Origin of the sequence: Bradyrhizobium erythrophlei (assembly GCF_900129425.1) — a bacterium.
Lineage (GTDB): Bacteria > Pseudomonadota > Alphaproteobacteria > Rhizobiales > Xanthobacteraceae > Bradyrhizobium > Bradyrhizobium erythrophlei_C.
This window is the reverse complement of record NZ_LT670817.1, coordinates 5,221,212-5,247,993: the sequence shown is the minus strand read 5'-3', so window position 1 is coordinate 5,247,993 and position 26,782 is coordinate 5,221,212. Positions and strand designations below refer to the sequence as shown.

General features: G+C 61.1%; 20 protein-coding genes and 1 pseudogene. 13 read left to right on the top strand and 8 right to left on the bottom strand.

The window, feature by feature from the left end:
* The first annotated feature begins 24 nt into the window (after nt 1-24).
* From B5527_RS25160 to B5527_RS25105, 11 genes and pseudogenes are all read left to right on the top strand, one after another.
* Nucleotides 25-1,416, top strand: coding sequence for a cytochrome ubiquinol oxidase subunit I (locus B5527_RS25160; RefSeq protein WP_079603943.1), 1,392 nt, complete (start codon nt 25-27; stop codon nt 1,414-1,416).
* Nucleotides 1,413-2,453, top strand: coding sequence for a cytochrome d ubiquinol oxidase subunit II (cydB, locus tag B5527_RS25155; RefSeq protein WP_079603942.1), 1,041 nt, complete (start codon nt 1,413-1,415; stop codon nt 2,451-2,453). The genes B5527_RS25160 and cydB overlap by 4 nt, the downstream gene beginning before the upstream one ends.
* A gap of 47 nt (nt 2,454-2,500) precedes the next feature.
* A complete protein-coding gene (locus B5527_RS25150) occupies nt 2,501-4,045 on the top strand; it encodes an arylsulfatase (protein ID WP_079607482.1) in 1,545 nt (514 codons plus the stop codon).
* A 241-nt stretch (nt 4,046-4,286) separates the two neighbouring features.
* Entirely contained in the window at nt 4,287-5,825 is a 1,539-nt protein-coding gene (locus B5527_RS25145) for an arylsulfatase (protein WP_197689210.1), read from the top strand.
* 91 nt (nt 5,826-5,916) lie between these two features.
* On the top strand, nt 5,917-7,194 hold the full coding sequence (locus B5527_RS25140; protein ID WP_197689209.1) for a class I SAM-dependent methyltransferase: 1,278 nt from the start codon (nt 5,917-5,919) through the stop codon (nt 7,192-7,194).
* A 110-nt stretch (nt 7,195-7,304) separates the two neighbouring features.
* The gene (clcA, locus tag B5527_RS25135) at nt 7,305-8,642 is read left to right on the top strand and encodes a H(+)/Cl(-) exchange transporter ClcA (protein WP_079607480.1); all 1,338 of its coding nucleotides are present in this window, start codon (nt 7,305-7,307) and stop codon (nt 8,640-8,642) included.
* A gap of 152 nt (nt 8,643-8,794) precedes the next feature.
* Nucleotides 8,795-9,132 (top strand): annotated as a pseudogene (locus B5527_RS25130) (DUF1622 domain-containing protein).
* A gap of 416 nt (nt 9,133-9,548) precedes the next feature.
* Nucleotides 9,549-9,965, top strand: coding sequence for a helix-turn-helix domain-containing protein (locus tag B5527_RS25125; RefSeq protein ID WP_079603940.1), 417 nt, complete (start codon nt 9,549-9,551; stop codon nt 9,963-9,965).
* Between the two features lie 709 nt (nt 9,966-10,674).
* Complete coding sequence (locus B5527_RS25120) at nt 10,675-12,189, top strand: arylsulfatase (RefSeq protein WP_079603939.1); 1,515 nt, start codon at nt 10,675-10,677, stop codon at nt 12,187-12,189.
* 248 nt (nt 12,190-12,437) lie between these two features.
* Nucleotides 12,438-13,295 carry a hypothetical protein gene (locus B5527_RS25115; protein ID WP_154072507.1) on the top strand — a complete coding sequence of 286 codons (858 nt, stop codon included), beginning with the start codon at nt 12,438-12,440 and terminating at the stop codon, nt 13,293-13,295.
* A gap of 1,085 nt (nt 13,296-14,380) precedes the next feature.
* Nucleotides 14,381-14,737 (top strand): integration host factor subunit alpha, encoded by a 357-nt coding sequence (locus tag B5527_RS25105; RefSeq protein ID WP_154072506.1) that lies wholly within the window; start codon nt 14,381-14,383, stop codon nt 14,735-14,737.
* Between the two features lie 207 nt (nt 14,738-14,944).
* Here the strand turns inward: B5527_RS25105 and B5527_RS25100 are convergent, their stop codons facing one another.
* From B5527_RS25100 to B5527_RS25080, 5 genes are all read right to left on the bottom strand, one after another.
* Nucleotides 14,945-15,745, bottom strand: coding sequence for a nitroreductase family protein (locus B5527_RS25100; RefSeq protein ID WP_079603936.1), 801 nt, complete (start codon nt 15,743-15,745; stop codon nt 14,945-14,947).
* A gap of 24 nt (nt 15,746-15,769) precedes the next feature.
* On the bottom strand, nt 15,770-16,240 hold the full coding sequence (locus B5527_RS25095) for a MarR family winged helix-turn-helix transcriptional regulator (RefSeq protein ID WP_079603935.1): 471 nt from the start codon (nt 16,238-16,240) through the stop codon (nt 15,770-15,772).
* Nucleotides 16,221-16,985, bottom strand: coding sequence for a nitroreductase family protein (locus B5527_RS25090; RefSeq protein ID WP_172842654.1), 765 nt, complete (start codon nt 16,983-16,985; stop codon nt 16,221-16,223). The genes B5527_RS25095 and B5527_RS25090 overlap by 20 nt, the downstream gene beginning before the upstream one ends.
* Before the next feature lie 313 nt (nt 16,986-17,298).
* Nucleotides 17,299-20,520 carry an efflux RND transporter permease subunit gene (locus B5527_RS25085; protein WP_079603933.1) on the bottom strand — a complete coding sequence of 1,074 codons (3,222 nt, stop codon included), beginning with the start codon at nt 20,518-20,520 and terminating at the stop codon, nt 17,299-17,301.
* A gap of 26 nt (nt 20,521-20,546) precedes the next feature.
* Complete coding sequence (locus B5527_RS25080; protein ID WP_079607478.1) at nt 20,547-21,794, bottom strand: efflux RND transporter periplasmic adaptor subunit; 1,248 nt, start codon at nt 21,792-21,794, stop codon at nt 20,547-20,549.
* Nucleotides 21,795-22,014: 220 nt separating this feature from the next.
* Here B5527_RS25080 and B5527_RS25075 point away from each other — a divergent pair, with 220 nt between their 5' ends.
* Both B5527_RS25075 and B5527_RS25070 read left to right on the top strand, forming a co-directional pair.
* Nucleotides 22,015-22,704 (top strand): TetR/AcrR family transcriptional regulator, encoded by a 690-nt coding sequence (locus B5527_RS25075; RefSeq protein ID WP_197689208.1) that lies wholly within the window; start codon nt 22,015-22,017, stop codon nt 22,702-22,704.
* Nucleotides 22,705-22,751: 47 nt separating this feature from the next.
* Nucleotides 22,752-22,934 carry a hypothetical protein gene (locus tag B5527_RS25070; protein ID WP_079603931.1) on the top strand — a complete coding sequence of 61 codons (183 nt, stop codon included), beginning with the start codon at nt 22,752-22,754 and terminating at the stop codon, nt 22,932-22,934.
* 42 nt (nt 22,935-22,976) lie between these two features.
* Here B5527_RS25070 and B5527_RS25065 read toward each other — a convergent pair whose 3' ends face one another.
* From B5527_RS25065 to B5527_RS25055, 3 genes are read right to left on the bottom strand one after another with little or no spacing between them, the layout of a single operon-like run.
* Nucleotides 22,977-24,014 carry an ABC transporter permease gene (locus B5527_RS25065; protein ID WP_079603930.1) on the bottom strand — a complete coding sequence of 346 codons (1,038 nt, stop codon included), beginning with the start codon at nt 24,012-24,014 and terminating at the stop codon, nt 22,977-22,979.
* Between the two features lie 10 nt (nt 24,015-24,024).
* Nucleotides 24,025-25,527: a sugar ABC transporter ATP-binding protein gene (locus B5527_RS25060; protein ID WP_079603929.1), complete on the bottom strand. Its 1,503-nt coding sequence runs from the start codon at nt 25,525-25,527 to the stop codon at nt 24,025-24,027.
* A 6-nt stretch (nt 25,528-25,533) separates the two neighbouring features.
* The gene (locus tag B5527_RS25055; RefSeq protein ID WP_079603928.1) at nt 25,534-26,556 is read right to left on the bottom strand and encodes a sugar ABC transporter substrate-binding protein; all 1,023 of its coding nucleotides are present in this window, start codon (nt 26,554-26,556) and stop codon (nt 25,534-25,536) included.
* Nucleotides 26,557-26,782: the final 226 nt, after the last annotated feature.

The window sequence follows — 26,782 nt, the reverse complement described above, 5'->3', positions numbered from 1 at the left end:
CGCGCGCCAATGAGGAGCCTGGTCATGGAGCTTGATCCCGTTCTGCTGTCGCGGGTGCAGTTCGCCTTCGTCATCAGCTTCCATATCATCTTCCCGGCCTTCACCATTGGGCTCGCCGCATGGCTTGCAACTCTCGAAGGCGCGCGGTTGTTGACCGGCAACCAGCTCTATCGGCGGGTCTTCGACTTCTGGCTCAAGATATTTGCTCTGTCGTTCGGCATGGGCGTGGTCAGCGGCATCGTGATGGCCTTCCAGTTCGGCACCAACTGGAGCGTAATGGCCGAGCGCACGGGATCGATCCAGGGGCCGTTGCTGGGCTATGAGGCCTTCACCGCCTTCATGTTGGAAGCGACATTCTTCGGCGTCGTGCTGCTCGGTCGCGACCGCGTGTCGCCCTGGTTCTACTTTCTCTCCTGTTGCATGGTCTCGCTCGGCACCATGTTCTCGTCCTTCTGGATCCTCGCCAACAACAGTTGGATGCAGGTGCCGCTCGGCCATGTCATGGTCAACGGCAGGATCGAGCCGGGCGACTGGTGGGCCATCACCACCGGGCCCATCATGCGGATTCGATGGCCGCACATGCTGCTGGCCGCCTTCCTGACCACCGGCATGTGCGTGGCGGCTACCGGCGCCTGGTACCTGCTGCGTGACAAGGACGTGCCGGAGTCGCGCACCATGCTGCGCTGGGGACTCGGGCTCGTTGCCGTGATGATCCCGATCCAACTGTTCTTCGGCCACTTGACGGGCCTCTACGTGCTTCAGCATCAGCCTGCGAAGTTCGCTGCGATCGAGGCGCGCTGGAAGACCCAGCAGCCGGCAAGCGAGGTGCTGATGGCTTTGCCCGATCCGTTCGAGGAGCGGAATCTCTTTCCGATCGAAATCCCCAAGCTCGGCAGCTTCATCGCCTCCGGCAATTGGACCGCGCGCGAGATTGGGTTGGAGACCTTCCCGCTCGAAGACCGTCCACCGGTGATCATTCCCTTTTTCGCGTTCCGCATCATGGTGGGAATGGGCCTGATCATGCTCGCGGTATCTTGGTTTGGAAACTTTCTGCGCTGGCGCGGCCACCTGGAAAGCACTCGCTGGTTTCTGTGGGTGGCGTTCCTATCCTTCCCCAGCGGCTTCATCGCCGTGCTGGCGGGATGGTTTACCGCCGAAGTCGGCCGCCAGCCCTGGGTAGTCTACGGCCTTCTGCGCACGAAGGATGCCGTGACACCGTCCTTGACAACGCGTGACGTGCTGTTTTCGCTGGCGTGCTACGTCATCGCCTACGCTACAATATTCGGCTTTGGTCTATTTTTCATTCACCGACTTTTGCGGGATGGCCCTGGGCGCGATGCGTCGGACCGGGCGAAAATGACTCCGGCTCGGCCGCTGGCTGTTGCAATGCAATCCTCCACGGAGGAACCCCGATGAGTGCGACGGACCCCTCAGCACTAGCCCTGTTCTGGCTCGCCGTGATCGGCGTGGCGATTCTCGCCTATGTCGTCCTGGACGGCTTTGACCTGGGCGTCGGGATCCTTTTTGGCGCCACCAAAGACGCGGCTCTGCGGGACGAAATGATCGCCTCGATTTCTCCATTCTGGGACGGCAACGAGACTTGGCTGATCGTGGTGGGCGCAACGTTGTTCGCAGCCTTCCCCGTCGTTTACGCAGTGTTCCTGGGGGCCTTTTACATCCCGGTGCTGCTGCTCCTCTTGGCACTGATATTCCGCGGCGTCGCGTTCGAATTCCGCGCCCGGGGCGCTGCACAAGGATTCTGGGATCGCAGCTTCGCTGTCGGCTCGCTCGTTGCGGCCTTTGTCCAGGGCGCCGCGGTCGGAGCCATGATCCGCGGAATACCGGTCGTGAACGGCCAATTTTCCGGAGGCTCGTTCGACTGGGTCGCGGGGCTTCCGTTCCTGTGCGGGATCGGCCTCGTGCTTGGTTATGCCCTGCTGGGCGCGGGCTGGTTGGTCCTTAAGTCCGAAGATCCGCTACGCAGCTGGGCGCGCAGTCGCATACCGGTGCTTGCCGGTGCGGTTGTTGCGGTCCTGTTCGCTGCCGTCGTGAATGCGTTCATCGATCGGGCCCGCATGACTGGAAGCCTTTTCCTCGACCGTTCCTGGGGCTTTGTCTTTCCGCTGATCGGCATCATCGCGATCGTTGGCATCTTTTCGGGTGTGCGTCAGCGTCGCGACTCATGGCCGTTCGCCATGACGGTCTTGCTCTTCGTGGCCGCCTTTCTCTCGCTCGCGGTGATGTTCTGGCCGTACATGATCCCCTACAGCGTCACGGTGGCCGCGGCGGCAGCGCCTCAGGCTTCCTTATCTTTCCTGTTTTGGGGTGCCGGACTGTTCGTGCTGCCGGTGATCGGCGCTTACACCGCGGTCGTCTACTGGATGTTTCGCGGCAAGCAGCGCAAAGGCTACACGCCGGCGAGCGCGCCGCCCTCTACCGTGAAGCGATCATAATACGCGGAGTCATGTCCCTCTACGAAAACCAACAGGAGGAGATTGAAATGGCCAAAACTGATAAACCGAACATCCTCGTGATTTGGGGCGACGACATCGGCATCTCAAATCTGAGTTGCTTTTCGCACGGCCTCATGGGTTACCAGACGCCCAACATCGACCGCATCGCCGACGAAGGCATGATGTTCACCGATTGCTACGGCGAGCAGTCGTGCACGGCGGGACGCTCCTCCTTCATCACGGGGCAGAGCGTCTATCGCACCGGCCTCTCCAAGGTCGGCATCCCGGGCGCGCCGGTCGGCATGTCTGAGAAGCTCGCGACCATCGCCGCCTGCCTCAAGAACCAGGGTTACGCAACCGCCCAGTTCGGCAAGAACCACCTCGGCGATCTCAACCACATGCTGCCGACCAACCATGGCTTCGACGAGTTTTTCGGCAACCTCTATCACCTCAACGCCGAAGAAGAGCCGGAAATGGAGGACTACCCGAGCGAGAAGGATTTCCCGAACTTCCGCAATAGGTTTGGACCGCGCGGCGTGATCCATTCCTGGGCAACCGACAAGGACGACCCGACCGATGAGCCGCGTTGGGGCAAGGTCGGAAAACAGAGAGTGACCGACACCGGCCCGCTCACCAAGAAGCGCATGGAAACCTGCGACGACGAATTTGTTGCGGCGGCCAAGGATTTCATGAAGCGCCAGAACGACGCCGGCAAGCCGTTCTTCGTCTGGCTGAACATGACCCATATGCATCTCTACACCCATCCCAAGCCGGAGAACAAAGGACAGGCGGGACGCTGGCAGTCCCCCTACCACGACACAATGATCGACCATGACAAGAATGTCGGCCAGGTGCTCGATTATCTCGACCAACTCGGCATCGCGGACGACACTTTCGTCATGTATTCGACCGACAACGGCCCCCACATGAACTCGTGGCCGGACGGCGGCATGACGCCGTTCCGCAGCGAGAAGAACACCAACTGGGAGGGCGCCTTCCGCGTCCCGATGGTGGTGCGCTGGCCGGGCAAGATCAAGCCGGGCCAAGTCGCGAACGGGATTGTCCAGCACCACGACTGGTTCCCGACCTTCCTCGCCATGGCCGGCGATCCGAATGTCGTTGAGAAGCTGAAGAGCGGCTATCAGGCGATCGGCCGCACCTACAAGAACCATATCGACGGCTACAATCTGCTGCCTTACTTGACCGGCGAGACGAAGCAGAGCCCGCGCGAGTTTTTCATGTATTTGAGCGACGACGGCGACGTGCTGGGCTTGCGCTACGACAATTGGAAAATGGCGTTCATGGAGCAGCGCTGCCACGGCTCGCTACAGATCTGGGCCGAGCCGTTCACCCGGCTCAGAATACCGAAGATCTTCAATCTTCGCACCGACCCTTACGAGCGGGCGGATCAGACGTCCAACACCTACTGGGAGTGGTACATTCACCACATCTACCTGTTGTACGGAGCGCAGGCGGTGGCAGGCCAATGGGCGGCGACCTTCAAGGACTTTCCGCCGATTCAGAAGCCCAACACCTTCACCCTCGACGACGCATTGAGGATGATGCACGAAACCGCCTCGGGAATGCACTGAGCGCCGGCGTTCCGCATCGGGCGGTAGGCATTTGGCTTGCCGCCCGTTGCGTCCGAGGTTGACGCTTTCACCGCCAATCTTCGGTCTCGACGGTCTCTTGCAAGACTAGCTGCGGGCAGACGCTCGGCGGATGTTTCGCGGCAGGCAGCGCAAAGGCTACACCCCGGCGGGCGCGCCGCCCTCTACCGTAAAGCGATCATAATGCCCGGAGTCATGTCCCTCTACTAGACCCGAAACTGCAATGCCGACAGGAGGAGATCAAATGGCTAAGACTGATAAGCCGAACATCCTCATTATCTGGGGCGATGATATCGGCTGGTTCAACATCAGCGGCTACAATCACGGCATCATGGGGTATCGCACCCCGAACATCGATCGGATCGCCAAGGAAGGGGCGATGTACACCGACTGGTACGGGCAACAGAGCTGCACCGCCGGCCGCGCCGCGTTCATCACCGGGCAGTCGCCGATCCGGACCGGTCTGACCAAAGTCGGTTTGCCGGGCGCGAAGCTAGGTCTACAACCGGAGGACCCGACCATTGCCGAATTGCTCAAACCGCAAGGCTACGTCTGCGGCCAGTTCGGCAAGAATCACCTCGGCGACCGCGACGAGTTCCTGCCGACGGCGCACGGCTTCGACGAGTTCTTCGGAAACCTCTATCACCTGAACGCTGAGCAAGAGCCGGAAAATGAAGATTATCCGAAGATCCCCGAATTCAAGAAGAAGTTCGGGCCCCGGGGCGTGCTTCATTCCTGGGCCAACCCCGATGGAACACAGAAAATCGAAGATACCGGGTCTTTGACGATCAAGCGCATGGAGACCGTGGACGGCGAGTTTCTTGACGCCAGCCTGAAGTTCATGGACGCCGCCGTGAAGGACGACAAGCCGTTCTTCTGCTGGTTCAATTCGACTCGGATGCACATTTTCACGCATCTCAAGAAGGAGTCGCGGGGTGTTACGGGTCTCGGCGTGTATCCCGACGGGATGGTGGAGCACGACGGCCACGTCGGACAACTCCTCAAGAAACTCGATGATCTTGGGATCGCCGAAAATACCATCGTCATGTACGCTACCGACAATGGAGCGGAGGAATTCAGCTGGCCTGACGGTGGGACCACGCCGTTTCGAGGCGAGAAAGACACGAACTGGGAGGGTGCTTGGCGAGTGCCCTGCATGATCCGCTGGCCGGGTGTGATCAAGCCGGGTACTGTCAGCAACGACATCTTCTCCCATCAGGACATGCTGCCCACGCTCGTGGCTGCGGCCGGGGAGCCGGACATTGCGGCGAAGCTCAAGCAGGGATACACGGCCGGGAAGAAAACCTTCAAGGTCTATATCGACGGGTTCAATCTGCTCCCCTATTGGAAGGGCGAAGTGAAAGAGAACCCACGCCCAGGCTTCTTGTACTGGAGTGACGACGGCGACCTGATGGCGCTTCGCTACGGCAACTGGAAGGTCCATTTCGCCGAGCAACGCGCTGAAGGGTTCGACACCTGGGAGGAACCCTTTGTGCATCTGAGAGTCCCGAAGCTCTTCAACCTGCGGAGCGACCCGTTCGAGAACGCGTCGGTTGCCGGCGACCTTTCGTACAAGCAATGGCGGGTAGATCGGGTCTTTTTACTAGTGCCAGCCGCTGCGCTCGTCACCCAGTATATGCAGACTCTGGTGGAATTCCCACCCAGGCAGCGGCCCGATAGTTTTACCGTCGGCAACGTAATGGAGAAACTCGAGGCCCACAGGAAGGCGCTGGAAGTAGGCTCGGGCGGCGCGGTGAAATAACAAAGTCTCCCGAGATGGTGCAACCGCTGGGCGCAATCGGCAATCTCGATTGCGCCCGCCGTCTGCAAAGACGCTTGCTAGGAAAATCGAAGTGACCCGGAGCGATCTGTGCGAGGGGCCGGCGACCTCTGCCTTGCAGGAGGTCCGCGACTTCTACGAAAAGATGCCCTACCCGGCGCCGGTCGACAATCTGGACCGGGAGAGGGATTTATATGCGAATCCGCAGCGTCGCCGCGCGCAGTTCCACCTGACGTGGCCGAACGAGCGCCCGCGCGCAAATCAGGAAATTCTAGTGGCCGGCTGCGGCACGTCGCAGGCAGCCAGGTATGCGCTCCGCGAGCCTGATGCGCGGGTCACCGCGATCGACGTAAGCAAAACGAGCCTGCGTCACACGCTTGACCTTCAGCGCAAATACAATCTGAACAACCTCGAACTCCATCATCTCCCGATCGAGGATGTCCGCAAACTGGCGCGCTCCTTCGACTTGGTCGTCTGCACCGGTGTGCTCCATCACATGCCCGACCCGGACCATGGCCTGCGCGCCCTTCGCGATGTCCTCCGTCCGCAAGGCGCGATGCGGCTAATGGTCTATGCACGCTACGGCCGGGCCGGGGTCTACATGATGCAGGAGTATTGCCGGCTGCTCGGGATTCGCGCCTCAGAGGACGATCTGCGAGGTCTTGCCGCCGTGCTTGCGGCACTATCGGCGGATCACCCAATCTCGGGTGTGCTGCGCCGGGCGAAGGACTTCCGGCAGCCGGAAGCTATGGCCGACGCACTCCTTCATCCCCAAGATCGCGCATACTCCGTCCCGGTACTGTATGCATGGCTCGATCGGTGCGGCATGTCCTTCGGCCGCTGGATCGAGCAGGCTCCCTACTTGGCCCAATGCGGGATGGTGGCGCGCAGCCCGCACGCCGCGCGTCTGGCCTCGCTACCCTCCCGGCTGCAGCACGCCGCCGTCGAAATCTTCCGCGGAACAATGGTCTCGCACGACTTCATCGCCTACCGCGACGATCGCTCCGAGGTGAGCCAGCCGATCACCTTCGCCGGCGATAGCTGGCGCGACTACATTCCCATTGCACTGCCGGGGACGGTGTGCGTTCGGGAACGTCTGCCTCCTGGTAGCGTCGCGGTGCTGATTAACCGGTCGCACAAATTTACTGATCTCGTTTGCACCGTCGACTCTTTCGAGGATCGGCTGCTCGGCGCCATCGACGGAAACCGAACCCTGGCCGAAATTCTGCAATTTACAGCGCAGGACGGCGACGGCGATTGCCGAGCCCTGAGGTTCTTCGAGCGCCTTTGGCAATACGACCAGGTGGTCTTTGACGCATCACGCGCCGTCGCCGAACCATCGGGACCGTGAGAAGGAGAGACAATGATTACTTCAGGCCAAGGGGCTCCGGCCAAGGTCGTCGACGGAAAGATCTTGGTGGCCATCTCTGAGTTCTCGCTTGTCCCCAATGTGAAATGCAAATGACCCCCGGGCAGAACCTTGCGAGCGAGCGAGATGGCGACCATGGCAGCATGCTGGTACTTGCTGTTTTGGCGCTTATCGTTGGCGCATTTTCGGGTTTCGTAGGAGCGCTCTTCCTGCTCTTGCTTGAACGGGCGGACAGGTTTCGCGATGCCCTCATCGTCTGGACGCATTCGAAAGCTTTCGCCGGCTTTTTGGTCGTCAGCATCGCTTGTGCCGCCGGGGCGGCGGTAGCGGCTTGGCTGGTTCGCCGCTACTCGCCTCACGCGTCAGGAAGCGGCATCCCACACGTCGAGGCCGTGCTGAACGAGGAACTGCCGCAGGCGCCGTTTCGCATCATACCGGTGAAATTCATTGCAGGTGTGCTGGCGATCGGCTCGGGGCTGGCGCTCGGCCGTGAAGGCCCAAGTGTTCAGATGGCGGCGACCATTGGGCATCTAATCGGCAAGGAATTTCGACGCGGCTGGCCCGACTGCAGAGTGTTGCTTGCCGCAGGCGCCGGGGCAGGCCTGGCCACTGCTTTCAACGCTCCGATCGCCGGCGCCATTTTCGTCCTGGAGGAATTGGTGCGGCGATTCGAGCTACGCGTTGCGATAGCGGCGCTTGGCGCGTCGGCGACGGCCATCTCCGTGTCACGTGTGATCCTCGGCGACGCAGCAGATTTCCATGTTGGGGCGTTGGCCTACCCTGGTGCAGCAACGAGGCCGCTCTACTTTGTCCTTGGGGCGGTCGCCGGGCTTACGGCGATTGTTTATAATCGCTTGCTGCTCGGAACGATTGCGACGATCCGTCAACTCGACCGGTGGCCCGTCGAGCTGCGTGCGGGTCTTATCGGCGGGGCAGTCGGGATGCTCGCTTGGTTCGTGCCCGACCTTGTAGGCGGCGGCGATCCGATTACGCAGCGCACTCTGGTCGGGGCGGAGACGCTTGGCCTGCTTCCGCTCGTTTTCCTGCTCAGGCTCGGGCTCGGCGCCATATCGTATGCGGCGGGGACACCGGGGGGCCTGTTTGCCCCCATGCTTGTACTGGGAGCCCAACTGGGACTGTTCTTCGGTCAGCTGTGCCAGCTTGTATTTCCGGATCTGAACATTCAACCCGAGGGATTCGCCGTTGTCGGGATGGCCGCTTTTTTCACCGGTGTCGTCCGCGCCCCGCTGACCGGCATCGTCCTTGTCGTCGAGATGACGGCAAACGTCACGATGCTCTTACCGATGTTGGGGGCCTGTTTCATGGCGATGCTGGTGCCGACTCTGATGCACGACCCGCCAATCTACGATTCGTTGCGGGAGCTCACTCTGGAGCGCGAAAGAACACGCCTCAAGCAGGCGCAAACCTAGAGATGCGTCGAAACCAAATGATGCCAATAGTTCAGCGCTTCAATTTTGCCGCCGAACGACCCTTGCCGGAATTGCATAGTCCGGACGAAGGCCATCCGGTGCTGGCCCGCGGGTCGAGACGACTGGTTTGAAGATGTTGCGAGGTGCTCACGATGCATGAATGGCTCGTTGCAATCACCAACGGCACGGTGCTGGTCATCGATGCGATGGTATTGGTCATCATTGCGATCGGGACGATCCAAGCCTTTGTCCGGGGTTTGCGGGTTATGCTCTTGTCATCTGCGACCGGACATGAAAGGCGAGACGTGTGGCTGCACTATGCGCGATGGCTGGTCGCCGGCCTTACCTTCCAGCTCGCCGCCGATAGCCTTGCGACCTCAATCGCTCCGAGCTGGTGCGCCTCGCGACGGTCGCAGTGATTCGAACTTTGCTCAACTTCTTCCTTGAGAGAGATCTCTCCGAGGTTCGCAGACGGCAATTCGAGCCTTAGACAGCAAGTCTACTTCCGAATGATGCAGAGCCAGAGCGGACCTCAGCGCTGTTGATCTTGCTTCGCGTCGCCGTTCAGGAGGCGCTGTGCGAGGCAGCCGCAAGCCTTCTGCTGCGGGTCAGGAAATGATCGGCATTGCGCGCGTGGGGTCTGCGTAGCATCCCTTTTCGGATCGTCGCCTGCGAATGGTTGTCCGCCTCGCGATTGGCGCCGGTGCCTGAGCAGGCACAATACAATTGTAGCCGGATCCATGCTGACGGCTTTATTTCCGGCCACTGCCTGAGAACTGTAAACCGGCCATAGCTTCAGCAAACGTTTGCACGTGGTTCCACCTATTCCGGTACGTATTCCCAATGATGGTCAGACCCCATTTCTTTTTCTAGCGTCACTTTGCGATCCCGGAATGGAGGCTAGTCATGAAGATTAGTAAACGGATGGGAAGCGGCCGACGTCACTATGCGATCGTCGCGCGGCTCGCGGAATTCCTGGAAGCGAATCTCGACCGGCCGCTCTATCTGGCTGAAATTTGCCCCGCAATCGGCGTGGGGGAGCGAACACTGCGCCTCGCCTGCGAGGAGCATCTGGGAATGGGTCCGATCCGCTACTTCTCCTTGCGAAGAATGCACCTTGTCCGTTGCGCACTCCTGTGCGCCGATCCATCTACGGCCACCGTCACTCGAATTGCTACTGATCACGGCTTCTGGGAATTAGGGCGCTTCTCGGTCACCTATCGGTCATTATTCGGCGAGACACCATCGGAAACGCTCCGAAGGCCCGACTGGCCTATGCCTCTAAATCGCTCATCGACGCTCGAGAGTCTGGTTATGCAATAGTTGAAGGGCGAAGCTTCGATTGTGCAGCCGCCTCCCATCCTGCGCGTTTAGCGATTGTGAACGGCAGCGCAAAACGGACTTAACGACCATCAGCAGTAGTACGGCTCCGCGTGCAGAAGCGCCCGCCACACGAGATCCATCCGTCGCAAGGTGAGATAGCAGATGGGCGCGTGCTAATGACGATTTGGACGGCCAGCCAGTTTTCTGCCGCAGATACGTAACCACTGCCTGAACCACTTATTAAGAAACGTCAGGCGGTGCTCGCCGAGCGCGAGTGCCACCGGTGTGGTGACAATCTTCGTACGCGACCATCCGCTTTATCGGTGACTAAGAGGTTTCCTCCCGCCTGAATCCAAGGAGCATCACATGTTTCAAACTCATTCCCCTGAGTCGTCGCTTACCATGATCGAGCGGCCTCGCTGCCCCAAGTGCCGGATTCGAATGATGCTGGCCGGTATCGAGCCCAGCTTTGCTGGTCCCGATTTGTGGACATTTGAATGTCCTAAGTGCGAACTCGCTTACAAGGTGCTGGCAGAGGACCCGATGAATTCAAACAACGCCACTGGCTGGCTCAAGAGCGAACTAAGGCCGCCAGAGTAAAGCTGCCTCAGTTGGCTCTAACTCCCCAATGGATGCCGCGCGGCCTGCTTGAGAGGGTTGAATGCGGCAGCTACGCTTACAGCCCGGTATGGCTCATGGAGCTATCACTATGAAAGTCACAGCCTTAATGCGCTTCGCTTCAGCGGCGACGCTACTTGCTTTGATGGGTTCGGCGACCGCCTTTGCGCAACAAAGCAATAAGCCCAACGTTGTTTTTATTCTCGCCGACAACGTCGGCTACGGCGACCTTGGGTCATATGGCGGCGGCGAGTTGCGCGGGGCTCCGACGCCGCGCCTCGATGCACTGGCTCAAGAGGGATTGCGTCTCACGCAATTCCTAGTGGAACCAGCGTGCACCCCCTCCCGTGCGGCGCTTATGACCGGACAATACTCGATCCGCAACGGTCTGTCGCTGATCGCCATTGAGGGCAGCCCCTATACACTTCCCGCTAACGCCTTCACCATCGGTGAGTTGTTCAAGAGTGTGGGCTATGCCACCGCGATTTTTGGAAAGTGGCACCTTGGAAGTGCGCCGCAGAGCTTGCCGACCGCGCACGGCTTTGATGAGTTCTACGGCATCCCGCCGGACATTAGCTGGGATGCAGCAACATATGTGGTGACAATCGCCCTCACGCACTCGATCAATGAGCCGTACGAAACACTGCTAAAGACTGGGCCGCAGATCGTTGAGGCGAAGGCCGGTGGGCCGTTGCAGACGGTGAAGCCATATACCGAGGAGGTGCGTGCCAATATCGACGATGAGTTGGTCGACAAATCAATTGACTTCATGCGGCGTCAAACGGCCGCTGGGAAGCCCTTCTTCCTCTACCTGCCGTTCTCGATGGGGCACTTCCCGAACCTGCCTTCGCAGCAGTTCAAGGGCAAGTCGCGGATCGGCAACTACGGCGACAAGCTGATGGAGGGGGACTACCATGTCGGCCAGATCCTCGACACGCTGAAACAACTTGGCATCGACGACAACACCATCGTCGTCTTTGCCTCCGACAATGGGCCGCAGGGGGAAACCGCACGCGAACACGGTAACCAAGGGACGCCGGACATGGGCAATTCCGGTCCGTTCCGTGGAGAGTTAGGCGAAGTGACAGAGGGCGCGATACGGACAGCGGCAATGATCCGTTGGCCCGGCAAGGTCAAGCCGAACACAACCACCTACGCCATGTTCTCGATCATGGACTTCATGCCGACCTTCGCCCACATCGTCGGCGGCAAGATGCCAACGGACCGACCGATTGACGGCATCGATCAAATCGACCTCTTGCTCGGAAGCACAGCCACAGGACATCGCGAAAGCCTCTTGAGCTTTATCGGTGCAGACCTCGTCGCGGCGCGTTGGAAGCAGTGGCGCATTTACTTCACCGACGTTCATCCGACCGGCATTGGACCGCAGCGGCAGCCCGGTATGTTCTCCGCCAGCGCTCCGATGGCCGGCTACCCGAAGATTTACAACATTGAAATGGATCCGCACGAGGATCTGATTGTAGCGGCAATGTTTGGCTGGGTATCGGGGCCTGCGCTCAAAACTGTCGATGAGTACTTGGCAACGCTTAAGCGATATCCAAATCCGCCCTCGCCGAACATCACGCAATTTCGCAGCGGTGGCTAACTGATATCCGCGTCGCTTCGCCGTAGCGAAATGTCCGCGTCTGGCAGGTTTGAGACATGCCGATGGACGGTGAGCATGTCTGTTAGCTGGGGGTGACCGGTTGTGGCTGGTCCGTGGCCAAAACGGCGCGAATGACCCACAAGAGACATCGTCGTTTTCGGTAGGAGAAAGGAAAAGTCTCACCGTTAGATGTTTTGAGCGTATATCAATTTGCCTCCCTTTTCCATGAATCGGCGGACCTGATGTTGATGCGAGCACCCCCGCGCGAAGGAGCAGTCGCCATTCGTTTCGCCGTGATCCTGGCGGTTCTAGCTCTAATCGGCATCGCTGGTGTCTGGCTGTTTGCCGGGCGGCAGCTCGTGCTCTTGCTCGACTGCATCGCTACCGGACCCGCGGAGGCGCTGCCCGTTGGCGCCTATGTCTACTGGCCGCCCAGCCTGAAAATCGGCGATGCGAAGATGTATCTGTCCGGCCTCGATGGCAACCCGGTCAATATACGATACGACGTCGACGCCGCTGGTCGGTTGACCTTGCGCGCCTTGGGCCACGCTTTTCCGCTCGGTACGCGGATCGGCCGGCCCCCCGTCGATGGCCGTCCCGATATCCCCTTTGCCGCGGATGATGGGGACGACGTGGTGTTCAGTCGAGACCGCAGCCTGATCGCCTGGCCGACGCCGTTCGAGATGAACTGGATGACCGGCCATTCGCCAAGTTGGCGGCGCAACCTTTATTACCGGCTCCACTGGCACAAAAGATCGGGCGAGTCCTTCGACCTAGTTTGGCGCCTCGAAGAGGGCCTGTATCGGGACGATGGCTGGAGCGAGGCATCGGGCCTCGGCACGACCGGCCTGATCGATTACTCCATCATCGGCCCGGCGGACAGTTCCGTGGAAAGTGTCGAGCAGTATCTCCGGCGCACCAAGGGCTGGTTCGACGGAGATTTTCGGTTGGAACCGGCCGGGGTCAGTCCCGATGGCTGCTGCGACGTGGTGCGCGCCATCCATCGCTTCGACGAGGCGGGCGTGCAACCGGGGGGCGGCCTGTCGGTCGAACTTTTGCTCGATCGACGGACCCACGGGATCAAGCAGGAGCGCGCGATGCAGTAAGCGGCGGCCCATAAAAAACCGCCGCTCTCACGCCACGCGGCGTATGTCGGCTTTCAGGGAAAACCGGAAGTGGCGGCCTCCGCATCGGCGAACTGGGCGGGATCGAATTGGCAACCGGTGAACGAGATCGTCTTGGTGCTGGCCGAGATCGCGCCGTCAGGTCGGAGGCGACGATAAGGCCCGGTGATTGAGGCGCGTCTCGGCCAGGGCCGCTGACATCGCTCCGACAATCACGGAGCTACAAGCGGCTGCGGTCGCCAAAGTAAGCCACCTCAGTTGGCGGCCTCTTTCACGTCAGGCTCGGCATCGCGTCGCGTGTCCCATCATCGCCTCGACGCCTAGGGCGCTGCGTTGCTCGGTTCATCCGCGATACGCACAAAAACGGCCTCGAAGGCTAAGCCAGGCGCTTGTTTGGTAGTTCCGGTGCAGGCTGCCGTCGTCGGCGTAGACGTACCGGTCACGGTCAAGTCTACGTTGTCGATGTCGAACACGGATGGTTGCCCCTGCGTGTGTCGCCGCGTCGTAAGGGAAGCCGAAAATTCATCGCCGTTTTGAAAGTATGATCCAGAGTAGGCGAACACTGGGTCGCCGCCACTCACTTTGCCGTCGTTAAGCTCTACGATGCCGGTTCCCTCTCTCAACGAGGTTCTGAACCAAGCAGAATAACTGCCGTTTCGCAGCATGCGCCACCTAAAGTCCTGTGCGGGCTATCGCGACGTGGTAGCATCCATGGGTTGGCGGATGGTTTACCGTGGGCTTTGCTTTTAACTCTAATGCAACGAGCCTTGCGGCCCCAGATTCTGGCATATTTCAATCCCCGCGTCGTGAACATGCGCCGGCATTTGGGCTAGATCGCGCATGCGAGCAACGCTCCGCAGACCGGGCATTTGTTGAGATGATCGGCCTCGGTTCGATCTCGCAGCCCACCGGGCTCAAGCGCATCGACCTGGAGCTTAGGAAGCGGCACCGCCTAGGGGAACAGCCCGTGCCGTGCCCCCGCCTTGCGGAGCGCGCCCGAACGCGCACTGACTGTTGACCACATTGCGTTGGGCTCTATTATTTGGAGCACACTGGGGGGCCGTGCGATGCCAAAAACTAGCAAAGCGGTCACACGCGTCGATCTGTACGAGGCGGTCTACCAGAAGGTAGGACTGTCCCGAACTGAATCATCCGCTTTTGTTGAACTGGTCTTGCAAGAGATCACCGACTGCCTGGAGAAGGGCGAGACGGTGAAGCTGTCTTCGTTCGGGTCATTCATGGTACGCGAAAAAGGCGGACGTCTCGGGCGCAATCCCAAGACCGGCATCGAGGTGCCGATCTCTCCGCGACGCGTGGTGGTGTTCAAGCCCTCAGCTATTATGAAACAGCAGATCAACAGCCAGCCACCCGGTAGCGGCGCGGTCGCGGGCGCGGAAACCCGGTCGTCCTTGGCGGGCGGCTGAAACTGCTGCGCAGTTCAGGGACGGAAACGAGCCGGTCGGGTCATCCTTCGGGGACCGCAGCAAACATTCCATGGCAGTGGATAGGCGGGCGGATCGAAGGTTCAGAGCAATATTCCATAACCTTCGATCGACGCATTTCTGCTTTTGCGCGACATGGGCAGGCGATCCTGGCTGGAACCAGCACGTCAAAGTCGAGTCTCTCGGGGACTAAGAGCCGAGGTAAAAATCCTTCCATTTGCCAAGGATCTCCTCGGCGTCTTCCCATTCGCCGACGTTTTCCACTCCCCGGTACATGGCAAATGGCCTCACCTCGGTGACGTAATGCTCGATCATTGCGTCTGGCCTGAGTTTTTCTGCCTCGTATCGATTCCAGTGAACGATCTTCTCGAGCGACCTTCGATAGCGCCGACCGACATTCTTTTCTGGATAGCCGACAGGAACAGTCCCGATCGCGCTGAGGAATGGCGGATATCCAAGGACCGCCGCCAGCTCTTCGTTGGTTTTGTCCTCGCCGCCTCCAGACAGCCACGCTGACGTCAAGCCACAAGCGGTGACGGCGAGCTGAATGTTTTGGATCGCGGCGCCAAGCGAAGCCAGAAAAATACGCTCATTGTTCTCGCTATATTCGCGCTGCCATTCCGGGCTGGTCCCCTGCGGGAAACAGGCCTTGAAGCGCGGATCACCCAGCACAACAAAAATTGCGACCGTGTTTGCAAGATAGGTTTTCTTGACGGCGGGGAAACCCTTTGCGTGATCGACCAGCCTCTGCGATTGACGCAAGAAGACATCGAGCACCGCCTGCTTGGTATCGGCGTCGTCGACGACGATTAGGTCCCAGCATTGCGCATTGGCGCCTGTCGGGGCCCACCGACCCGCTTCGGCGATTTTCAGCAGGATTTCACGCTCGACCTTCTTCCCTTTTTCGAATCGCCGGACGCTCCGGCGTTTTTTGACGACCTCGATGAACTCTTGATAGCCGGTGTCGTGATCCGAATGTCCGCAACCCATTTCTATCCTCCCGAAGTACGTGCTTCAGCTATCGGCCAGCCGGCCCAGCAGGTCGTAGAGAAGTGTTTTTTCGTTCGCGTTGAACTTGGCCAGAGTGCGTGCCGTGCACTCAATCTCGATCGGCAGCAGTTCCTCAACAAGAGACGTGCCGGAAGCTGTCAGGCTGAGCAGGATCAGCCGTCCATCGTCTGGGTCGCGCCTAGTCGTAACCAGGCGGCGCTTTTTCAACCGCAAAACGACATCCCTGATGTTGGCGGGCTCCATGGCGACGAGGCGGCCGAGAAGGTTCTGTGAGAGTGTCCCGCGTTCGTAGAGCCGGGCCAGCGTGGCAAACTGCGGCGTCGTCAAATCGTAAGGACCGATGCGGTCGATTAGATTTGAGGACGCGCGCTGATAGGCGCGTCGCAGCAGGAACCCAACCTGATCCTCAAGGCTGTAAGCGGGCTTGGCGCGCGCGGCCGCCGCCGCGGCGGCCTTAGTCGACGTTCTCTGCATCCCGATACATCACCTTGTGCCGGGTGGTTGCCACCCAATTGTCGATCTGCGCGTCCGTCATGAAGTGGGACGCATCGAACCTGTTCCAGTTGCTGATATCTGTCAGACTTTTCTTCCAGCGCTTGTACGGCGGCTTGGCGGGCGGGCCAAAACACATGATATCAAGGACAGACAGCTCGGCGGGAATGCCGAGCAGAGGCTTCATGGCCTGCTGCGCCTTCTCCTGGCCGATCGCTGTCACCCACCAAACATTATATCCAAGGGCGGCGGCGGCGAGATGCGCCGACATGGTCGCCGCCGCCACGCTTTGGAGTAGGATCCGCTCGGCGTTCTCCTTGTACATCTTGTCGAGTTCGGAGCCGTCGTTCAGGACCGGAAATGCCTTGACCCAGCGAAAGTCACTAGCAACGACGATAAAGCCGGGAGCAGACGCCAAGCCGCGGTAGTCGGGCGTTGGGAATTTCATTTTCAGCTTGGCCCGCATGACCTGTTCTTCCCGAAAATATTCCGTGATCTTGTTCTTCAAGTTCTGATCGGTGACGGCAATGAAGTGCCAGGGCTGAGCGTTCGCCCCCGACGGAGCATGTCGCGCGGCCTCCAAAATCATTTCATAATGCTCTGACGGCATGACGTAGCCGGAATCGAATGCCCGCGTCGTCAGACGGTTCCTCACGACCTCCATGAGCGCATCGTATTTTGTGCGATCGGTGAAATCATGGGTGAGCTTGCTGGCGCTTTCAGTCATACGATCCTCCCATGGGTATATCGTTATGATCATAACGATATACCCCGAAACGTCAATGCGGGGGATCGATGCAAATCAGTCTGAAAAATCAGGCTAGGAGCGACTGATGCTCCGTCCACGGCAGAGGAAGCAGCTTAGGGATCGGTGTCAGCGAGAGGTCCGCCGGCTGCCTGTGTGCGTTCCGAAAACTTAAGCTCGGGCGTGGTGGTGGTGAAGTCCGCCAAGGACGGCCTGTGAATTGATGCTTCCGATGCCCATTGCGCGCAATCGGCGCATGACGACTTCACAAAATCAGCGGTGCCGTTCGTTCGTCTCAAATTGTCCGGCTTGGCACGCGCACGCCGCTCGCATGGTCGTCGCGATTAGCATCGATATAGCTCGCGGGCGCGGCTTCGTTGGGTCTTGCTTGCGGCTTTTTGCGCTGGATTTTTCTGACGACCGTATAGAACGCGGGCGTGAACAGGAGGCCGAAGGCGGTCACGCCCAGCATGCCGGCGAAGACCGCCGTGCCCAGCGATTGACGCATCTCCGAGCCTGCACCCGTAGCGACCACGAGCGGCGCCACGCCGAAGATGAAGGCCAGCGACGTCATCAGGATCGGCCGCAGCCGCGTGCGCGCCGCGGTCACGGCCGCTTCGCCCGGCGTCGCGCCGGCTTCCTCGGTCTGGCGCGCAAATTCCACGATCAGGATAGCATTCTTGGCGGCGAGACCAACCAGCACGACGAAGCCGATCTGCGCCAGCACGTCGATCGCCATCCCCCGCCACAACAGCCCCGTCACGGAGGCGAGCAGGCACATCGGCACGATCATCACGACCGCGAGCGGCAGATTCCAGCTCTCATACTGCGCGGCAAGCACCAGGAACACGAACAGGGCGGCCGCGCCGAACACCAGGAGCGACGAGGTGCCCGGCTGTTGCTGCTGAAACGCAAGCTCGGTCCATTCGAAGCCGATGCCGGGCGGCAGCATATCGTGCGCAAGCTCTTCCATGCGGTGCAGCGCGGTGCCGGTCGCGACCCCCGGTGCTGCGACGCCCATCACTTCGGCGGCGGGGAACAGATCGTAACGCGGTACGCGGTAGGCTGCGTTTTCGGATTTCAACCGCGCCACCGTGCCGACCGGCACCATCTCGCCGGACGCGTTGCGAGCCTTCAGCCGCGCGATGTCCTGCGGATCCTGGCGGAAAGAGCCATCGGCCTGCGCGATAACCTGGTAGGTCCGGCCGAGATAGTTGAAGTCGTTGACATATTGCGAGCCGAGATAGACCTGCAGGGTGTTGAAGACGTCGGTGGGCGTCAGCCCGACCTTCTCGGCCTTCTCGCGATCGATATCGGCGTAGACCGACGGCGAGCGCGTGCCGAACAGGGTGAAGACACCGGCGTAGCTCGGATCCTTGTTGGCGGCGGCGACCAGCGCCTGCGCCGCTTTCGAGAGCGCCTCCGAGCCGAGCCCGGCGCGATCCTGCAGCATCATCTTGAATCCGCCGGCATTGCCGATGCCCTGCACCGGCGGCGGCGGAATCGTCAGCACATAGGCTTCCTGAATCACCGACAGGCGCTTGCGCAGGTCGGCCAGCACGCTGGTCGCCGTCAGGCCCTTGACCTCGTGATTGTAGAGCGAGGGCAGGCCGGAAAAGATCGTTCCGGCGTTGGAGGCGATGGTGAAAGTGGTCGCGTCCAGCCCCGCGAACGGCGCGACATGCTCGACGCCGGGCGTGGACATGATGATGTCGATCGCCTTCTTGACCACAGCCTCCGTGCGGTCGAGCGTGGCGCCGGGCGGCAGTTGTACGACGGTGATGAGATAGCCCTGGTCCTGCTCCGGAATGAAGCCGGTCGGTGCGCGGGCGAACTGGAAGCCGGCGACGCCGATCAGCGCCGCATACACCACGAGCACCACGCCGGTGATCTGCACCAGCCGTCGCGTCAGCCGTCCATAGCTCGTCGACAGCCACTCGAAGCCATGATTGAAGCGGGTAAATCCGGCTTGCACCAGCCGCACGATCCACGAGCCGCGCGCCTTGTGGCCCGGCTCATGCGCCTTGAACAAAACCGCGCACAGGGCGGGGCTCAGGGTCAGCGAGACGAAGCATGAGATCAATGTCGAAACCGCGATCGTCACCGCGAACTGGCGGAAGAACTGCCCGGTGATACCAGACAGGAACGCCGACGGCACGAACACCGCGCACAAGGTCAGCGCGATCGAGATCAGCGCGCCGCCGACCTCGTTCATCGTGACGTAGGCGGCCTCTGCCGGGGTCATGCCGCGCTCGAGGTTGCGCTCGACATTCTCCACCACGACGATGGCATCATCGACGACGATGCCGACCGCGAGCACGAGGCCGAACAGCGACAGATTGTTCAGCGATATTCCGAGCACATAGAGGAAGGTGAAGGTGCCGACCAGCGACACCGGGATCGCGATCACCGGAATGATCGCGGCGCGCCAGCTCTGCAGGAACAGGAACACGACGCCGACCACGAGCAGGATCGCGACGAAGATCGTCTTGATCACCTCGTCGACCGATTTGCCGACAAAGATGGTGGGATCATAGATGACCTTGTAGCTGAGGCCGGGCGGGAAGTCCTTGACCAGCGTCTCCATCGTGTCGAGCACTTCGTGTTCGACGGCCAGCGAGTTCGCACCCGGCTGGGCAAAGATAAGGAGCGGCATGCCGGGTCCGTGGTCCATGAACGCCGTCGAGCCGTAGTCGGCGGCGCCGATCTCGACGCGGCCGACGTCGCTCAGCCGCGTCACGCGGCCCTCGCTGTCCGATTTCAGGACGATGGAGGCGAACTGTTCGGGCGTCGAGAGCCGCCCGAGCGTCTGCACGTTGATCTGATAGGCCTGCCTTGAGGCGACCGGCGGCTGATTCAGTACGCCCGCCGAGACCTGGACGTTCTGGGCGCGCAGCGCGGTGAGGACTTCGCTCGCGTTCAGGTTATGGGCTGCCACCTTGTCGGGATCGAGCCAGATGCGCATGGCGTATTCGCGGCCGGCAAAGATCTGCACGTCGCCGACGCCGGGCAGGCGCGCCAGCACGTCCTTCACATGCAGCGTCGCATAGTTCGAGATGTAGAGCGTGTCGCGCGAACTGTCGGGCGAGTAGAGGTGCACCGCGAGCAGGATGTTGGGCGTCGCTTTGCGCACCTGCACGCCGAGCCGCTGCACGTCCTCGGGCAGCCGGGGCAGCGCGTCTTGTACGCGGTTCTGCGTCAGCATCTGCGCGACGTTGAGGTCGGTCCCGATCCGGAACGTGACGGTGACGGTGAGCTTGCCGTCGCCGGTCGATTGGCTTGACATGTAGATCATGTTCTCGACGCCGTTGATCTGCTGCTCGAGCGGCGTTGCGACCGTGCGCGACACCGTCTCGGCGGATGCGCCGGGATAGGTCGTGGTGATCTGGACCGTGGGCGGCACGATCTCCGGGTATTGCGAGATCGGCAGAATGGCGAGCGCGCCGAGGCCAATCAGCGTCAGGAAGACGGAGAGGACGGTCGCAAAAATCGGCCGGTCGATGAAGCTGTGGGTCACGGGAAGCTCCTGTTCAGCCTTTTATTTCAGCCCTGGTCGGCGGTCGGGTCGTAGTGGATGGTGCCGTCCTGCGGCGCGACCTTGGTGCCGGGAATGGCGCGGACCAGGCCGTCGATGATGACGCGGTCGCTCGGCTCGAGGCCGGACTGGATCACCCGCAATCCGCCGCGCAGTTCGCCGGTCGTCACGATCTTCGGTTTGACGGTCGCATCACTGCCGACCGTCATCACCAGGCGCTGCGACTGGTCGAGCACGACCGCGGCGTCCGGCAGTAGATAGACCGGCGTTGGCGACGCAATCGCGACGCGCAGCCGGGCGAACTGGCCCGGCGCCAGGAACAGGTCCTCATTTCGCACCGTGGCGCGCGCATGAATGGTGCCACTGGAGCGATCGAGCGCATTGTCGATGAAGTCGAGCGTGCCCTCGCGGCTGAAATTGTTCTCGTCGCTAAGCGCGATCATGACCTTGTTGGCAAGCGGACCGCCGATGCGGGCGCGCTCGCGCGAGAAGGTCAGGAAATCGGATTCGCTCATATCGAAATCGAGATAGAGCGGATCGAGCGAGACCAGCGTCGCCAGCAGCGTGGTCGGGCTGGTCGCCGCGCGGCTTCCCGCGACCAAGCTTCCGAGCGAGACCTGACGCGCGCCGATGCGCCCCGGAAAGGGCGCCCGCACGCGGCAATATTCGAGATCGAGCTCGGCATCCCGCACCCGCGCCTTAGCGTCTTCGACCGCGGCTTGCGAAGCATCCTGGTCGTTGGTGCGCTGATCGACCGTCTCCTGGGTTGCGAACTCGTTGTGCTTGAGCGATTGCGCCCGAAAGAGCTGGTTGTTGGCGAGCGCCACACGGGCAGTCGCGGTCTGCAGCGCCGCCTGCGCCTGCGCCAGCTTGATTTCATAGGGCCGCGGATCGATGACGAACAGAAGATCGCCCTTGTGCACGATCTGCCCGTCCTTGAAATGGATTTCCGTGAGCGTGCCGCCGACCTGGGCGCGCAGCTCGACGCGATCGATAGCGGAGAACTGGCCGAGGAAACCAGCCCTGACATCGAGCTCGCGCTGCAAGGGCCGGCTAACCGTCACGACCGAGGTGGGCGTCGGCGCCGCCGCAGCCCGGTTGCCCCGGTGGGGCGCTAGGCCGAGCCAGGCGAAGGTAAGGCCAAGCGCTACTGCTGCGCCCAGCGCCGTCAGCTTCCATCGCCATCGGCGCGGCCGTGCCGCCGGTTCGTCCAGCCGTTCTCGTTCAAGTGTCGAAGGGTCGCTGATCTGATCCATGAGACTGTCCATAAGTCCTTGCTATGCCGTCCGGAATTCGGTCGCGCCGGCGCCGGGAACCGCGCGCGCCGGCGGCGCCGGGGTGTCGAGGGGTGAAGCCAGGTGGTTGTCATTCAAGTGGTGGAAAAGCTGCGCACGGGATTGATATCTGGAGGAACCACTCCAATATCGTGCGCGGGAGATAAATTCGGGGAGGCGCCGTTCAAGGGTTTTTGGAGCGATGACACCAAAAATAATTACAGGGAAGAAAGGTGAGGGGGGCAAGCGTGGCCGGGGACGGCCGGCGGCGTTCGACCGCGCCGTCGCACTGCAGGCGGCGATGAAGCTATTCTGGGAGCGCGGCTATGAGGGCACGTCGTTCGACGAACTGATCGCCGCGATGGGGGTCAGTGCGTCGAGTTTCTACAATTCCTTCGGCAGCAAGGAAGCGCTTTATTGCGAGGCTACGCGGTCTTACCTCGAATGGTCGGGTCAATGGTTCTTCGCCATTCTCAATGACCCTTCGATCGATACCAAGACGGCCTTCGCGCGGCTGTTCGAGGCGACCGCGGAAGAGTTCACCCGCGGCGATCACCCGCTCGGCTGCATGATTTCGCTGGCGGGCACGCATTGCCCGCCGGGCATGAGCAACATACGCGACATGATGGCCGAGCATCGCGCCTTTTCGGAAAGCGCGATGGCGGCACGCATCCGAAAGGGTGTGGCAAATGGCGAGGTGCCTGAAGACGCCGATTGCGACATGCTGGCTGCCTATTGCAGCGCCGTGGCGCGCGGGCTTGCGGTCCAGGCGCGCGACGGCGCCTCTCGCGAGAAGCTGGCCCAGATCGGTCGTCTCGCCATGAGCGCGTGGCCGGCAGGGAAGAGTGGGCGATCAAGGCTCAGCGGCAATGCTTTCTCGGATGGCGCCTGAACCGCTCACCGGTGTGCGCCGAAAACCCTATCCGAGTTGATGACGCGATGGAATCGCCCAAGCTGGCGGGATATCGGGCTGATCTGTTTCTTTCCGGCCGTCCTAGCCTCGCCATCAAGTCGAAGCTGCGGCTTGAGGCTAAGAACGCAGTGCCTCGACATCAGCTGCTGGTTTTGATCCGCAAGCTGCCGGTCGTGTCCGGCTCACGAGCCATGATCGCTGGTTCCTGATCCAGCTTATCGCCGGTGCCTATCCAGGATAGGAGGCCGCGATCATTCGACCGCCCTGACCCGCAATTTCTGCGCATAGACGTTGATGACGAGCGCAGCGAGCAGAATCAGACCGCGGATTAGTATCTTCAGGAAACTGTCGATGTTGACGTGGTCGAGCCCATTGTTGAGCACGCCGAGCACGAACAGGCCGACGATGGTATTGCCGATGCCGCCACGGCCGCCGAAAAGGCTGGTGCCGCCGACAACCACAGCGGCGATCGAATCGAGCAGATAGGTGTCGAACTCGTTCTGTTGCGCGCTGCCGAAGTGTGCGACGCCCAACATGCCACCGATGCCCGAGCAAATCGCCGAGATGACCATGACGCTGCCGAGGATCAGATTGACGTTGAGCCCGGAATTTTCTGCCGCCTCGCGATTGCCGCCGACCATGTAAACGTAGCGGCCAAAGCGCGTATAGGTCAGCACCAGATGGCCGCTCAGCAGCATCAATGCCGCAACGATCACGATCCAGGGAACGCCGCCCACCGACGATGATCCGAGCGTTGCAACGAGGTCGGGCACCCTGTACGCAATCTGCCCGCGCACCAGTAGCGCCGATATACCGGCTGCGATCTGCATCATCGCCAGCGTCATGATAAAGGAGGGGATCCCGATGATCGTGAGCCCGAGCGCGTTGATGAGACCGAGCATCGCGCAAAACGCCAGCGCCAGCCCGATCGCAGCCCACCCGGGCATTGGCACGTTGGCTATGTTCACATAGGATTCCTGCGCGGTGAAATAGGCGACCGCAATGCCGGTTGCGTTGGCGATGCTCGCGATCGACAGATCGATCTCAGCGCAGAGGATCACGAAGGTTAGGCCGACGGCGATGATGCCCGTGACCGAAACCTGGGTAAGGATGTTGCCGACATTGTCGATCGTCGCAAATGAAGGGCTCGCAACCGCGAAGAAGCCGCTGAGGCAGATCAGCGTCAGGAAGGGCGCAATATTGCGCATTTGCGAGCGAAACCATGCAGCAATACTGCGCGGCGGCTTCCGATCCGCCGCGGAGACTGTCACATTGTCACCGGCCACCATACGTGTCTCCTCACGCCGCTTCCAAGAGACGGTCCTTGCTGATCTGTTCGTTGCTGAATTCGCGCACTACCGCGCCGCGCTTCAGCACAATGACGCGATCGGAAAGCGACAGAACTGTTTCTGGCTCGGTCGAGAGGACGATGATGGCTAGTCCCCGCGCGCGCAGATCGCGAATAATGTGGATTACGTCGTTCTTGGCCCCGACATCCATGCCGCGCGTCGGTTCGCACAGCACCAGGACACGCGGCGGGTAGCTGAGCCACTTCGCAAGCGCGACTTTCTGTTGATTGCCCCCTGATAGCATCCCGAGGTCGAGTTCGACGGCCGCAGGCCTGATCTGCAATTGCTCGACCTGCCTGGTGGCGATCGTGCGCTCGCGGGACGGCTTGAGAAACAGCGACGAAATACGATCGAGGATGCTGATCGAGATATTTTTGTAGACGGGCTCCTGGTGGAACAGCATGGCGCGGCGGCTCTCGGGAACGAAGGCTATCCCCGCACGCCGTGCATCGGCTGTGCTGCCAAAGGCTTTTTGGCGGCCCGTCACGGCAAGCGCGCCACTGTCGGGCCTAAGCTTGCCGAAGAGAATCCGCGCCAGTTCGAGTTGGCCGCACCCCATGAAGCCGTAGATGCCAAGGACTTCGCCGGAGCGGACCTCAAACGAGACATCCTGGAGCCTACGGGCAAACGACAGCCGGGTCGCGGTCAGAACCACGGGCCGATCGCTGGGCGGCGGTAGCATCACATCATGCGTGTAGGTCTCCTCGAGCGCTTCGCGCCCCTTGCCGATCATCGCTTCGATCAAGGCGGCCTTGCTGGTCGCGGTTGGCCGCGCCTCGGCGACCTTCCTGCCGTTGCGGAACACTGTCACCGTGTCCGAAATGCGCAGGATGTCCTCAATGAAATGCGAAATGAAGACGATGCCGGTGCCTTCGTCGCGCAACCGTTGCAAGGTCACGAACAGACGCTCCACCTCCGGCGGCGAGAGCGCGGAGGTCGGCTCATCGAGGATGATAATGCGGGCGCCAGAGAACAGGACGCGGGCGATCTCGATCAGCTGCTGCAGGCCGATCGGCAGGTCGCCGAGCCGCGAAAGCGGATCGATGTCGATGCCGAACCTTTTTAGTTGCTCGCCCGCGTCGCGCGCCATGCGCCGCCACTGCACCAGACCGAAGCGATTGCTCGGCTGGGCGCCGAGAAACACGTTTTCGGCCACCGACAGATCGGGCGCGACGCTAAGCTCTTGGTGGACCATGGCAATGCCGGCCGCATGCGCGTCCCGCGCCGATCGAAAGCGGATTTCCCTCCCATCCAGCACGAAACGGCCGGAGAAATCGGCATGCACGCCGGCGATAATTTTCATCAGCGTGCTCTTCCCCGCGCCGTTTTCGCCGACGAGACCATGGATCTCGCCGGCGGAAAGCGCGAAGTCGACTCCACGGAGCGCCTCGACGCCGCCGAAGGACTTCGTGATCCGTTGCAGTTCCAGAATGGGTGACCGGCGTTGCGGCATATCGGCTCAGATCAGGAAATGGTCCTCCATCCACTGCATCCCTGCCGCGTTGGCTTTCGTTACCACCGGACCGTCGGTGACGACACTCTTCGGGATACCCTGTCCGCTCTTCTCTCCTGCGGTCACGGCGGCGACGCCAGCGACGATGGCTCCGCCGTGAATGCGGCAGGAAGGATTGCGGACGGTTGCGAACATGCGGCCCTCGCTCACCGCCTGGATCGCTGGCGGCATGGCGTCTACCCCACCGATGAGGATGTTGGTGCGGTTGTGCGCCTTCATGATGTTGTAGGCAGCAAGCGCCATGTCGTCATTGTGGAAGAAGGCGGCGTCGATCTGCGGATATTTGGTGAGATAGGTTTCCCATAGCCGCGCCGTCTTCGATACGTCCCAATCCGCCGGCTGGGTATCGAGCACCTCGATGTCGGGGAACTGCTTGACAACGGCATTAAAACCCTTTGCGCGGCCCTGTGCGCCGGTATGACCGAGCGCGCCTTGTGTCATGATGACCTTGCCCTTGCCACCGAGGGCGTTGACAAGCGCCTGCGTCACCGAGGCGCCCATGAATTCGTTGTCGGGTGCGAGAAACGAATGAACCTTGATCTGCTCGAGTGGCGCGATCAGGGTATCCATGTCGATGACCGGTGTGCCGGCATCGATCATTTTCTGCACGGGTTGGGTCAGCGTGCCGATACCGAACGCCTGGATGGCGACGAAGTCCCATTTCTGCGATGCCATATTGTCGATGGCGGCGCGCTGCTTGACGGCGTCGAGCTGGCCGTCGAACCAGGTGACCTCGACGTTGAACAGCTTGCCCCACCATTCGGCCGCTTGCTTGCCCTGGGCGCACCAGGTCGCCTGCAGGCCTGCGTTGGAGAATGCGGCCTTCAGCGGCTTTTCCGAGCGTCCCATTTCCGCTGAGAGCGCCGGGCTCACGCCCAATCTACCGAGCAAGGCGGCCGCCGCACCTGCGGTCGTCGCCGCCTGAAGAACATCACGCCTGGTCGTTGAGGATTTGTCGGTCCCGAACATTCGCTTGCTCCCTCGTTGTCTTTGTCTTATTGCCCGGGGCGTCGATTGCACGCGCCACGGAAGGAAGCAGTCTCTCACAATCGGCGCGTTTGCGCCACATGCGACCCGAGCCGCTTGAAGTGGAACCATCTCAGTCTGGCAAGCGACTACGTGAAGATGCATGGTCACTTATGGCCACACTTCGTTCAGAACGCATTCGGAAGAGAGGCCGTAAGAGAGATATTGT

Bases quoted from the DNA above. Each gene is read 5' to 3' on its own strand.
- clcA (WP_079607480.1), top strand. From the start codon at position 7,305: ATGACCCCCGGGCAGAACCTTGCGAGCGAGCGAGATGGCGACCATGGC.
- B5527_RS25070 (WP_079603931.1), top strand. From the start codon at position 22,752: ATGGAATCGCCCAAGCTGGCGGGATATCGGGCTGATCTGTTTCTTTCC.
- B5527_RS25115 (WP_154072507.1), top strand. From the start codon at position 12,438: ATGCGAGCACCCCCGCGCGAAGGAGCAGTCGCCATTCGTTTCGCCGTG.
- B5527_RS25120 (WP_079603939.1), top strand. From the start codon at position 10,675: ATGAAAGTCACAGCCTTAATGCGCTTCGCTTCAGCGGCGACGCTACTT.
- B5527_RS25100 (WP_079603936.1), bottom strand. From the start codon at position 15,745: ATGGGTTGCGGACATTCGGATCACGACACCGGCTATCAAGAGTTCATC.
- B5527_RS25160 (WP_079603943.1), top strand. From the start codon at position 25: ATGGAGCTTGATCCCGTTCTGCTGTCGCGGGTGCAGTTCGCCTTCGTC.
- B5527_RS25075 (WP_197689208.1), top strand. From the start codon at position 22,015: ATGACACCAAAAATAATTACAGGGAAGAAAGGTGAGGGGGGCAAGCGT.
- B5527_RS25150 (WP_079607482.1), top strand. From the start codon at position 2,501: ATGGCCAAAACTGATAAACCGAACATCCTCGTGATTTGGGGCGACGAC.
- B5527_RS25095 (WP_079603935.1), bottom strand. From the start codon at position 16,240: ATGCAGAGAACGTCGACTAAGGCCGCCGCGGCGGCGGCCGCGCGCGCC.
- B5527_RS25145 (WP_197689210.1), top strand. From the start codon at position 4,287: ATGCCGACAGGAGGAGATCAAATGGCTAAGACTGATAAGCCGAACATC.
- B5527_RS25080 (WP_079607478.1), bottom strand. From the start codon at position 21,794: ATGGATCAGATCAGCGACCCTTCGACACTTGAACGAGAACGGCTGGAC.
- B5527_RS25125 (WP_079603940.1), top strand. From the start codon at position 9,549: ATGAAGATTAGTAAACGGATGGGAAGCGGCCGACGTCACTATGCGATC.
- cydB (WP_079603942.1), top strand. From the start codon at position 1,413: ATGAGTGCGACGGACCCCTCAGCACTAGCCCTGTTCTGGCTCGCCGTG.
- B5527_RS25055 (WP_079603928.1), bottom strand. From the start codon at position 26,556: ATGTTCGGGACCGACAAATCCTCAACGACCAGGCGTGATGTTCTTCAG.
- B5527_RS25060 (WP_079603929.1), bottom strand. From the start codon at position 25,527: ATGCCGCAACGCCGGTCACCCATTCTGGAACTGCAACGGATCACGAAG.
- B5527_RS25105 (WP_154072506.1), top strand. From the start codon at position 14,381: ATGCCAAAAACTAGCAAAGCGGTCACACGCGTCGATCTGTACGAGGCG.
- B5527_RS25065 (WP_079603930.1), bottom strand. From the start codon at position 24,014: ATGGTGGCCGGTGACAATGTGACAGTCTCCGCGGCGGATCGGAAGCCG.
- B5527_RS25090 (WP_172842654.1), bottom strand. From the start codon at position 16,985: ATGACTGAAAGCGCCAGCAAGCTCACCCATGATTTCACCGATCGCACA.